This is a genomic window from Pseudomonas syringae pv. cilantro (assembly GCF_001293775.1).
GTDB lineage: Bacteria > Pseudomonadota > Gammaproteobacteria > Pseudomonadales > Pseudomonadaceae > Aquipseudomonas > Aquipseudomonas syringae_P.
Map to the genome: position 1 here is coordinate 102,411 of NZ_LGLN01000066.1, position 11,232 is coordinate 113,642.

Consider the following 11,232-nt stretch of genomic DNA (forward strand, 5'->3'; position numbering starts at 1 on the left):
TATAAGGTTCGCCCTATCGCGATATATCGCTACACCGCCTGTGAGAACGACATGCAGATCGACCTCGACGACATAATAAAAGCCCTGGCCCACCCGGTCCGCCGAGAAATCCTGACCTGGCTGAAAGACCCGCGTGGCAGCTTTCCGACCCAGGAGTACTCGATCGAACATGGCGTCTGCGCCGGACAGATCGATCAACGCGCGGGGTTGTCCCAGTCCACGGTGTCAGCCCATCTGGCGACCCTGCAACGTGCCGGGCTGATCAGCAGCAAGAAGGTCGGCCAATGGCACTTCTTCAGACGCAACGAAGAAGTGATCCAGGGGTTCGTGCAGGCGTTGGTTCAAGAGCTGAACAACCCGACCTGATTTTCCACACTGTTTCGTTTCAAGGAGATGCCCTGTGCCCCTTTCGCTACTCATTCTGGCCCTGAGCGCCTTCGCCATCGGCACCACTGAATTCGTCATCATGGGCCTGCTGCCCGACGTCGCCGCTGATCTGGGTGTATCGATCCCCGGCGCTGGCTGGCTGGTGACTGGCTACGCGCTGGGCGTGGCGGTCGGCGCACCGTTCATGGCCATGGCGACCGCCAAACTGCCGCGCAAAGCCGCGCTGGTCACGCTGATGGGGATTTTCATCATCGGCAACCTGCTCTGCGCGCTGGCCAGTGATTACAACGTGCTGATGTTCGCCCGTGTGGTCACGGCGCTGTGCCATGGCGCATTCTTCGGTATCGGCTCGGTGGTCGCCGCAGGCCTGGTGCCCGCCAACCGCCGTGCGTCCGCTGTGGCCTTGATGTTCACCGGTCTGACCCTTGCCAACGTATTGGGCGTACCGCTGGGCACTGCGCTGGGACAATACGCCGGCTGGCGCTCGACGTTCTGGGCCGTGACCGTGATCGGCGTGATTGCGCTGATCGGCCTGATCCGCTTTCTGCCGACCAATCGCAACGAAGAAAAACTCGACATGCGTGCCGAACTGGGCGCCCTCAAAGGTGCCGGTATCTGGCTGTCGCTGAGCATGACTGCGCTGTTTTCGGCCTCCATGTTCACCCTGTTCACCTACATCGCTCCATTGCTCGGCGAAGTGACCGGCGTGTCGCCCAACGGGGTGACCTGGACCCTGCTGCTGATCGGTCTGGGCCTGACCGCCGGCAACGTGATCGGCGGCAAGATGGCCGACCGCCGCCTGTCGTCCACGCTGATTGCCGTGTTCGTTTCGATGGCCGTGATTTCCTCCGCCCTCAGCTGGACCAGCGCGGCGCTGATCCCGACTGAAATCACTCTGTTCCTCTGGGCAGTGGCGGCGTTCGCGGCGGTCCCGGCGTTGCAGATCAACGTGGTGACCTTCGGCAAGGCCGCACCCAATCTGGTCTCGACCCTGAACATCGGCGCCTTCAACGTCGGTAACGCGCTCGGCGCCTGGGTCGGCGGCAGCGTTATCGCGCACGGCCTGGGCCTGACCAGCGTGCCGTTGGCGGCAGCCGTTCTGGCCGTACTCGCGCTGCTGATCACCCTGATTACTTTCCGCCAGACCGGCAACCCCGACCTGGCACACGCTACACATTGATCAATTACGAGGATTCGACACATGACGACTATCTTTGACCCGATCACCCTTGGCGATCTGCAACTGCCAAACCGCATCATCATGGCGCCGCTGACCCGCTGCCGCGCCGACGAAGGCCGTGTGCCTAACGCAATGATGGCCGAGTATTACGTACAGCGCGCTTCGGCAGGCCTGATCCTGACCGAAGCCACCTCTGTCACACCGATGGGCGTTGGCTATCCGGACACCCCTGGCATCTGGTCCAACGATCAAGTGCGTGGCTGGAGCAACATCACCAAAGCGGTGCATAACGCTGGCGGCCGCATCGTGCTGCAACTGTGGCATGTAGGTCGTATCTCGCACCCTGCGTACCTGAATGGCGAAGCGCCGGTTGCGCCGAGTGCCATTGCCGCTGAAGGCCATGTCAGCCTGATGCGCCCTATTACTCCATTGCCAACCCCGCGTGCGCTGGAGCTGGCAGAAATCGGCGACATCGTCGAGGCTTATCGGGTCGGCGCCGAAAACGCCAAGGCAGCGGGCTTCGACGGCGTGGAAGTCCATGGCGCCAATGGTTATTTGCTCGAGCAATTCCTGCTGACCGGCAGCAACCAGCGCACCGACCAGTACGGCGGCTCGCTGGAAAACCGTGCACGTCTGTTGCTGGAAGTGACCGATGCGGTGATCGACGTGTGGGGCGCCGGCCGCGTGGGTGTGCACCTGTCACCACGCTTCGACATGCACGACATGAGCGATGAAAACCGGGCTGAAACCTTTAGCTACGTTGCCAAAGAACTCGGCAAGCGCGGTATCGCGTTCATCTGTGCGCGTGAGCGTGATGCTGAAGACAGCCTCGGCCCGCAACTGAAGAAAGACTTCGGCGGCATGTACATCGCCAACGAGAAGTTCACCAAGGAAAGCGCCAATGCATGGCTGGCAGAAGGCAAGGCCGACGCAATCGCATTCGGTGTGCCGTATATCGCCAACCCGGACCTGCCAGAGCGTCTGGCCAGCGATGCACCTCTGAACGAACCTCATCCTGAGACGTTCTACGGCAAAGGGGCGGTTGGCTATATCGACTACCCACGCCTGTAACACGTTGTCGTAACGCCAAAAAACCCTGACTCGCGAGAGTCAGGGTTTTTTATTGTCCGTCTGTCATACCGCTACAGCGCAGCGGCAGGCTTCAACGACGTGTGTTGAGCTGCTGGGAGAGGTTCTGGATCTGGCTGTTCAGCGTGTTGATGCTGCGGGTGACCTGCGCACGGAAGGCATCGAACTCGGCGGTGTTTCCGCCCGCTGATGGCGCCGGGGTGTTTTCCTGCTCGCTTTTGAGCACCATCAGTTCCTGCTCCAGGCGCTCGACCGCAGCCGACGCATTACCCTGTTTTTTCAGGGTCGCCACATCGGCGGCCACGCCCTTGATCTGGGCGTCCAGCTTGCCCTGCTCGGCCTGCGCGGTTTTCAAGTCAGGCAATGCGGCTTTCAAGGCGGCCAGTTCAGCGGCAACGCTTTTCAGTTGTTCCTGCACCTGCGTGTTTTCGGTTTGTTGTTGGGCCGTTTGCGCGGCAATCTGCTCCAGACGCTTGTCAAGGCTGCCCTGCTGGCCTTCGACGCCTTCACGCTGTTTGTCCTGGTCCTCCAGTTGCGCTTCGAGCAACTTGATGCGCTGCTTGAGGGCTTCGCCGTCACTGGACAGTGACTCGGTCGCCACGACCTTGCCGGAGATGTCCTGCAAACGTCCCGCAGCTTCTTCGCTGATACGCGCGAAGCTTTCCTGGGTTGCCACCAGCTGTTGCTCCATCAGCGAAACCTGCTGAAAGCTCCACCAGCCCAGGCCACAAAAAGCGATGAACAACGCACCGACCAATGCCCAGAGCGGTCCGGTGCTAGGCCCTTTGACCTTGACCACCGGCGCGGTACGCGAATAGACCTTGGTGCGATCACGCGCAGCGCTGTTCACGACGAAATCATCATCGTCGTCTTTGGCGCTGAGGTGGGGGACGTCGTCGACGTCATCGTATGGATCGTTGCGCATGGATAACCCTTCAGGAAACTGTCGAAACCAAAATCGGGCAGTATATCAACAGCACGGTGACCAATCTCACTGTGCCACTACCGCATTCACATCCCGCTCTGTGCCTGCCACCAGCCACAGAATTCATCCAGGGCAGTCCACAGGCTGACCTGCGGCTGGTAATCCAGATAATGCCTTGCACGGCTGATATCAAGCGTAAAGTCCTTATTCATCACCTGCATACCCAACCTTGTCAGCGTGGGTTCAGGTCGGCCCGGCCACAGCCTGCAAGCGGCTTCGTTGATGGCCGCCGCGCTGTAGGCCAGCCCGTAGGAACGATAGCGGGTAACCTGCGGCAACTGCATCTGCCGCATCACATAATTGATCGCATCCCATAGCGGCACCGGCGTACCGTTGCTGATGTTGTAGGCCTTGCCCAGTGCCGATCCGGTTGCCAGCAGGCTGCTCAGCAACGCTTCGTTGAGGTTCTGCATGCTGGTGAAGTCGACCAGGTTCAGGCCGTTGCCGATGATCGACAGGCGCTTCTTGCGCTGCATCTGCAGCAGACGCGGAAAGATACTGTTGTCGCCTGCGCCGGTGACGAAGCGCGGCCGCAGGGCAATCACTTCGAGACCGAATTCTGCAGCACCGAAGACTTTCTGCTCGGCCATGTATTTGGTGGCCGCGTAGTGATTGTGGAAGCGTTTGGGCACCTGATCTTCAGTGATATCGCGGCGCGACTGTCCATTGAAATAAATCGACGGCGATGACAGGTGGACCAGCTTGCGCACTCTTTGTTTCAGGCAGCCCTCGACGATGTTCTCGGTGAGCTGCACATTGCCCTGCACGAAATCCTGACGCCGCCCCCACACGCCGACCGAGCCGGCGCAATGCACCACGGCTTCGACGTCATCGCACAACGCTTGCACCAGATACGGGTCGGCGAGGTCGCCCTGAATGAACTCGGCGCCGCGCCTGACCAGATGCTCGACGGCATCGGCACGGCGGCCATTGATCCGCACGCTCATGCCCTGTTCAAGAGCGAAACGCGCAAAGCGTCCGCCGATGAAGCCGCTTGCGCCGGTGACCAGAATCTTCATTTACCGCTCCATTAACGCACCTGCGTGACGGGAAAACCCGACCCGCATTGATTACACATGATCACAATGACGATCATTCATCGCTCAACGGCACCAGCCAGCGCGCAGCATGTTGCACCAGATGCTCGGTGAGGCGTGTCAGCAGCTGGCCGCCATTGCGCCAATAGTGCCAGTACAACGGCACATCGATACAACGATCCGGCAGCAGCTCAATCAGAACGCCGCTGCGCAATTGCCCGCGCACTTGCAGCTCGGGCGCCAGCCCCCAGCCCATTCCGGCTTCGATCATACGGATGAAACCTTCGGAAGACGGGCACAAATGATGCTCGAAACCTTCCTGTACACCAAGCAGTGCCAGATAACGATGCTGCAGAAGATCATCCGGCCCGTAAACAAGTGCTGCCGACCTGGCCAGTTTTTCGGGGCTGACACCGTCCGCAAAATGACGCGCGATGAACGCCGGGCTGGCCAGTGCCCGATAGCGCATCGCCCCCAGCAACTGACTGCGCGCCCCGGCCACTGGGCGCTCGCTGCCACACAGACAGGCAGCGACCTCGCCGGCCCGCATACGCTTGAGCCCGACGTCCTGATCTTCGACCACCAGGTCCAGCAAAAGACGGTGCTGTGTACAGAAATCACCAATCGCAGGCGCCCACCACGTTGCCAGGCTGTCGGCATTCAAGGCGATCCGCAGTCGCTCGGGCACACCCTCTTCATCCAGAGCAGGCACCTGACTTTGCAGATCACGCTCCAGCAGACGCACCTGCTGCACATGGTTGAGCAGACGTCGCCCGATGTCGGTAGGGCTGGGTGGCGTGGCCCTGACCAGCACCGGTTGGCCGATACGCGCTTCCAGCAATTTGATGCGTTGCGACACGGCCGACTGCGACAGCCCCAGCACCTGAGCCGCGCGCTCGAATCCGGCTTGCTCGATGACGGCGGCGAGCGCCGATAACAGTTTATAGTCGAACATCAGATTTCCTAATGAGCGATAAAGATTATTGGTTTTCCTTATACCGCTACACCGACGAGAATCGCCACCTGAATCTGCCCGATGGGAACGTATTATGTGGCAAAGCTATTTCAATGGATTACTGATTGCGGCCGGGCTGATCATGGCCATCGGCTCGCAAAACGCGTTCGTGCTGGCTCAGGGGCTGCGCCGGGAACACCATGTGCCGGTGGCGCTGCTGTGCGTTATCTGTGACGCCATTCTGGTTGCTGCCGGGGTGTTCGGGCTGGCTAACGTGCTGGCGCAAAATCCGACTCTTCTGGCGGTGGCGCGTTGGGGCGGCGTGATATTCCTCACGTGGTATGGCCTGCAGGCACTGCGCCGGGCCTGCTCGACACAAAGCCTCGAGCACGCCGCGGCGACTGGCAAAAGGTCACGCCGCACGGTACTCCTCAGCGCGCTGGCCGTGACGCTGCTCAACCCGCACGTTTATCTGGACACGGTGTTGCTGATCGGTTCGCTCGGGGCGCAGCAACCGGTACCGGAGGCCTACGTGGCCGGGGCGGCGAGTGCTTCGCTGATGTGGTTTTCCTGCCTTGCGCTCGGTGCGGCGTGGCTCGCGCCCTGGCTGGCCCGGCCTGCCACCTGGCGTCTGCTGGACGTGATGGTGGCGGTCATGATGTTCGGCGTGGCGTGGCAGTTGATCCGTTCAGCCTGAAGGTTTCATGTCCGTTGGGGCAACAGCGCAGGAACCTCTATCCCACACAGTTGTTGCGTGGTTAAGCCGCAGGCCCGGTGCTATGATCCGGGGTCTGCGCCGCAAAAGAGTAAAACTCCCGGTGCATGCTGCTCCTGGCCGCCCGTGATCGGCCACGCGATTACCGCAATTGACCTGAAAGGAGATAAACCATGGCTTTTGAATTGCCACCACTGCCCTACGCCAAAGACGCTCTGGTGCCGCACATTTCTGCGGAGACTCTGGAATATCACCACGACAAGCACCACAACACCTACGTCGTGAACCTGAACAACCTGGTGCCAGGCACCGAGTTTGAAGGCAAAACGCTGGAAGAGATCATCAAGAATTCCTCGGGCGGTATCTTCAACAATGCCGCTCAGGTCTGGAACCACACGTTCTACTGGAACTGCCTGGCCCCCAACGCTGGCGGCGAGCCTACCGGCGCGCTGGCCGAAGCAATCAACACTGCATTCGGTTCCTTCGACAAGTTCAAGGAAGAGTTCAGCAAAACGTCCATCGGCACCTTCGGCTCCGGCTGGGGCTGGCTGGTGAAAAAGGCTGATGGCTCTCTGGCGCTGGCCAGCACCATCGGTGCCGGCAACCCGCTGACCACCAGCGGCGACAAGCCGTTGCTGACCTGCGATGTCTGGGAACACGCCTACTACATCGACTATCGCAACCTGCGTCCGAAGTATGTAGAAGCGTTCTGGAACCTGGTGAACTGGGATTTCGTGGCTGAGCAATACGCCTCCTGAATCCGGCAACACTGAAGAACCCGGCCCTGCGCCGGGTTTTTTTTGGCCTGCTTTCCGCGAAATAGCCTCAGGCGAGCGGTTTTCATCCATGCGCCGCACAAATGTTTTTCGCCTGCCGCTCGTACTTTGTGTATTGTCAGAAAGCATTAGTTAGCTAATTATCACGACGTAATTCTTTACAGTGTCCTGCTCGAATCATGCACACGGCCGTCGGCTGAATTGAGGTGGCGTGGGCCAGTGGGTGCAAGGAACGCGAGGATCAGCCAGGTGTGTCTCCTTCTGGGGCACTCCGGTTTTTCGAGGGTGACGGGGCTACACGCCCCCTCCGACACGAACTAAGGAACGGCCATTGAAGCTGGAACTCAAGAACAGCCTGTCGGTAAAGTTGCTGCGTGTCGTGCTCCTGTCAGCGCTTTTGGTCGGCGTCGTATTGAGCTGCGCGCAAATCGTTTTCGACGCGTACAAGACCCGGCAAGCCGTTGCAAGTGATGCCGAGCGGATTCTCGGCATGTTTCGCGATCCCTCGACTCAGGCGGTCTACAGCCTGGACAGGGAAATGGGCATGCAGGTCATCGAAGGCCTGTTTCAGGATGACTCGGTGCGCATGGCGTCGATCGGACACCCCAACGAAACCCTGCTCGCCGAAAAAGACCGCCCGCTGAAAGCATCGCCGACCCGCTGGCTGACCGATCTCATTCTGGGTCAGGAGCGCAGCTTCTCTACGCAATTAGTGGGACGCAGCCCGTACAGCGAGTATTACGGCGATTTGCGCATCACCCTGGACACGGCCAACTACGGTGAAAGCTTTCTGGTCAACGCGGGCATCATCTTCATCGCTGGCGTGCTACGAGCGTTGGCAATGGGCCTGGTGCTGTATCTGGTCTATCACTGGCTGCTGACCAAGCCGCTGTCGAAAATCATCGAACACCTCACGACCATTAACCCGGATCGCCCCAGCGAGCATCAATTGCCGCTGCTCAAGGGCCATGAAAAAAACGAGCTGGGGATCTGGGTCAACACCGCCAATCAACTGCTGGCCTCCATCGAGCGCAACACCTACTTGCGCCACGAAGCCGAAAGCAATCTGCAGCGCCTGGCGCACTATGACTTTCTGACCGGGCTGCCCAACCGGCTTCAGTTGCAGACCCGACTGGACCGAATTCTGGACGATGCCGGACGTCAGCAACACCGGGTTGCGGTTCTGTGTGTGGGCCTCGACGACTTCAAAGGCATCAACGAGCAGTTCAGTTATCAGGCCGGCGATCAGTTGCTGTTGGCACTCGCAGACCGGTTGCGCGCGCACAGCGGCCGGCTCGGCGCTCTGGCGCGGCTGGGCGGCGATCAGTTCGCGCTGGTTCAGGCCACTATCGAACAGCCCTACGAAGCGGCAGAACTGGCGCAGAATATCCTCGACGAGCTGGAAGCCCCATTCGAAGTGGCGGAACAGCGCATCCAGCTGCGGGCAACCATCGGCATTACCCTGTTCCCCGAGGACGGCGACAGCACCGAGAAACTGCTGCAGAAAGCCGAACAGACCATGACCCTGGCCAAAGCCCGCTCGCGCAATCGCTATCAGTTCTACATCGCCAGCGTCGACAGCGAAATGCGCCGCCGTCGTGAGCTCGAAAAAGACCTGCGTGAGGCCTTGCCGCGTGATCAGTTGTACCTGGTCTATCAGCCGCAGATCAGCTATCGCGACAACAGTGTGGTCGGCGTGGAAGCGCTGATCCGCTGGCAGCACCCGGAGCACGGGCTGGTGCCGCCGGACGCATTTATCCCGCTGGCCGAGCAGAACGGCACGATCATCGCCATCGGTGAATGGGTGCTCGACCAGGCTTGCCGCCAGTTGCGCGAATGGCTCGATCAGGGCTTCACCGATTTGCGCATGGCGGTGAACCTGTCGACCGTGCAACTGCATCACGCCGAGCTGCCACGGGTCGTCAACAACCTGTTGCAAATCTATCGCCTGCCACCCCGCAGCCTCGAGCTGGAAGTCACCGAAACCGGCCTGATGGAAGACATCAACACCGCCGCCCAGCACTTGCTCAGCCTGCGCCGCTCCGGCGCGCTGATCGCCATCGATGACTTCGGCACGGGTTACTCCTCGCTCAGCTACCTGAAAAGTCTGCCGCTGGACAAGATCAAGATTGACAAGAGTTTCGTCCAGGACCTCATTCATGACGACGATGACGCCACGATCGTGCGGGCAATCATCCAGTTGGGCAAAAGCCTCGGCATGCAGGTGATTGCCGAAGGTGTGGAAACCGTCGAGCAAGAGGCCTACGTAATGACCGAGGGCTGCCACGAAGGCCAGGGTTTCCTGTACAGCGAACCTTTGGCAGCCCGTGAGCTGCTGGCGTATTTGAAGCACGCACGTCTGCGCAATCCCGTCACACTCTGAAAACTGCCGCGCAGCAGGGGCCGGTCAAAACGTTTTGAAACGGTCTTTTACAACCTCCCTGATACCTGATCACGACGGCAACGGCGTTTTGCCTTTACATCGAATGCAAATCTTTCGCATCATGTCGCAGATTTTCTGGGCGCACTCCCGCCTTAACCCTATCGACGCAGGATTCCGTCATGATTCGTATGCCTCTGGCAACCGCTAGTCTGTTGGCCATCGCTATCTCTCTCGCCGGTTGCGGTGAAGGCAAGGACAAGGCCGCCGCCCCGGCGCCAGCCGCAACCCCTGCTGCCCCGGCCACCGCGCCAGCGCCTGCTGCACCCGCCGCCGCGCCGGCCGCCGCACAGACAGACGACGCAGCGGCCAAAGCCGTGGTCGCCAACTACGCCAACATGGTGTCGGCCGTGTTCGACGATGCCGAGGCCGGTGCGAAAAAACTCAGCGCGGCGGTCGACGCATTTCTGGCCAAGCCCAATGACGAAACCCTGAAAGCGGCTCGTGAAGCCTGGGTGGCGGCACGTGTGCCTTACATGCAGAGCGAAGTATTCCGCTTCGGCAACACCATCATCGACGACTGGGAAGGACAGGTTAACGCCTGGCCGCTGGACGAAGGCCTGATCGATTATGTGGCCAAGGATTACCAGCACGCGCTGGGCAACCCTGGGGCTACGGCCAACATCATCGCCAACACCGAAATTCAGGTGGGCGAGGACAAAGTCGACGTCAAAGAGATCACTGCCGACAAACTCGCCAGCCTCAACGAGCTGGGCGGTTCCGAGGCGAACGTTGCCACCGGTTATCACGCCATCGAGTTTCTGCTCTGGGGCCAGGACCTGAACGGCACCGGCCCTGGCGCTGGCAATCGTCCAGCCAGCGACTACCTTGTAGGCGCAGGCGCAACCGGTGGTCATAACGACCGCCGCCGCGCCTACCTCAAAGCCGTCACTGACCTGCTGGTCAGCGACCTGGAAGAAATGTCCGGCAACTGGCGCGCAGGTGTGGCCGATAACTACCGCGCTACGCTGGAAGCCGAGTCGGGCGAAAGCGGCCTGCGCAAAATGCTGTTCGGCATGGGCAGCCTGTCCCTCGGCGAGCTGGCTGGCGAACGCATGAAAGTCGCACTGGAAGCCAACTCCAGCGAAGACGAGCATGACTGCTTCAGCGACAACACGCACAACTCGCACTTCTACAACGGCAAAGGCATTCGCAACGTCTACCTGGGCGAGTACACCCGCACCGACGGCAGCAAAGTCAGCGGCCCGAGCCTCTCGTCGCTGGTAGCCAAAGTCGATCCGGCCACCGACGCCACCCTGCGCGCAGACCTGGACGACACTCAGGCCAAGCTGCAGGTCATCGTCGATCACGCCAACAAGGGCGAACACTTCGACCAGTTGATCGCCTCCGGTAACACCGCAGGCAATCAAGTCGTTCGCGACGCTATCGCCGCTCTGGTCAAACAGACCGGCGCCATCGAGCAGGCAGCGGGTAAGCTGGGCATCACCGACCTGAACCCGGATAACGCCGACCACGAGTTCTGATCACTGCGCTTGCTGCTGTAAAAACAACGCCGGTCAGTTCGCTGACCGGCGTTGTTTTGTGTGCGGGCGACCCGTGCGTCGCGTCTGGTCGACGATATTTCGTATGCGCGCCACGAACCCCACCTAGCAAAAAATGAGTATCTGGCTTAGCGAGGCATCTCTGGCGAGCAATTCCAAGGCAACA

10 protein-coding genes are annotated in these 11,232 nt (G+C 60.3%); 7 read left to right on the forward strand and 3 right to left on the reverse strand.

What is annotated here, in order from left to right; all coding sequences use genetic code 11:
- Positions 1-51 precede the first annotated feature (51 nt).
- From ABJ99_RS17195 to ABJ99_RS17205, 3 genes are read left to right on the forward strand one after another with little or no spacing between them, the layout of a single operon-like run.
- Positions 52-366, forward strand: coding sequence for an ArsR/SmtB family transcription factor (locus ABJ99_RS17195; RefSeq protein WP_054086841.1), 315 nt, complete (start codon positions 52-54; stop codon positions 364-366).
- Between the two features lie 34 nt (positions 367-400).
- Entirely contained in the window at positions 401-1,567 is a 1,167-nt protein-coding gene (locus tag ABJ99_RS17200; protein ID WP_054086842.1) for an MFS transporter, read from the forward strand.
- Positions 1,568-1,588: 21 nt separating this feature from the next.
- A complete protein-coding gene (locus ABJ99_RS17205; protein ID WP_054086843.1) occupies positions 1,589-2,638 on the forward strand; it encodes an alkene reductase in 1,050 nt (349 codons plus the stop codon).
- Positions 2,639-2,729: 91 nt separating this feature from the next.
- Here the strand turns inward: ABJ99_RS17205 and ABJ99_RS17210 are convergent, their stop codons facing one another.
- The 3 genes from ABJ99_RS17210 to ABJ99_RS17220 all read right to left on the reverse strand — a co-directional run bounded on the left by ABJ99_RS17210 (position 2,730) and on the right by ABJ99_RS17220 (position 5,633).
- Positions 2,730-3,581, reverse strand: a complete 852-nt coding sequence (locus ABJ99_RS17210; RefSeq protein ID WP_054086844.1) for a hypothetical protein — start codon at positions 3,579-3,581, stop codon at positions 2,730-2,732.
- A gap of 86 nt (positions 3,582-3,667) precedes the next feature.
- Positions 3,668-4,660, reverse strand: coding sequence for an NAD-dependent epimerase/dehydratase family protein (locus ABJ99_RS17215; RefSeq protein ID WP_054086845.1), 993 nt, complete (start codon positions 4,658-4,660; stop codon positions 3,668-3,670).
- Between the two features lie 73 nt (positions 4,661-4,733).
- A complete protein-coding gene (locus ABJ99_RS17220; protein ID WP_054086846.1) occupies positions 4,734-5,633 on the reverse strand; it encodes a LysR family transcriptional regulator ArgP in 900 nt (299 codons plus the stop codon).
- Positions 5,634-5,727: 94 nt separating this feature from the next.
- On the opposite strand from ABJ99_RS17220, the gene ABJ99_RS17225 reads away from it, so the two are divergent.
- From ABJ99_RS17225 to ABJ99_RS17240, 4 genes are all read left to right on the forward strand, one after another.
- Positions 5,728-6,330, forward strand: coding sequence for a LysE/ArgO family amino acid transporter (locus ABJ99_RS17225; protein ID WP_054086847.1), 603 nt, complete (start codon positions 5,728-5,730; stop codon positions 6,328-6,330).
- Between the two features lie 191 nt (positions 6,331-6,521).
- Positions 6,522-7,106, forward strand: a complete 585-nt coding sequence (locus tag ABJ99_RS17230) for a superoxide dismutase (RefSeq protein WP_054086848.1) — start codon at positions 6,522-6,524, stop codon at positions 7,104-7,106.
- A gap of 349 nt (positions 7,107-7,455) precedes the next feature.
- Positions 7,456-9,507 carry a putative bifunctional diguanylate cyclase/phosphodiesterase gene (locus tag ABJ99_RS17235; RefSeq protein ID WP_054086849.1) on the forward strand — a complete coding sequence of 684 codons (2,052 nt, stop codon included), beginning with the start codon at positions 7,456-7,458 and terminating at the stop codon, positions 9,505-9,507.
- A gap of 179 nt (positions 9,508-9,686) precedes the next feature.
- Positions 9,687-11,048, forward strand: a complete 1,362-nt coding sequence (locus tag ABJ99_RS17240; RefSeq protein ID WP_054086850.1) for an imelysin family protein — start codon at positions 9,687-9,689, stop codon at positions 11,046-11,048.
- Positions 11,049-11,232: the final 184 nt, after the last annotated feature.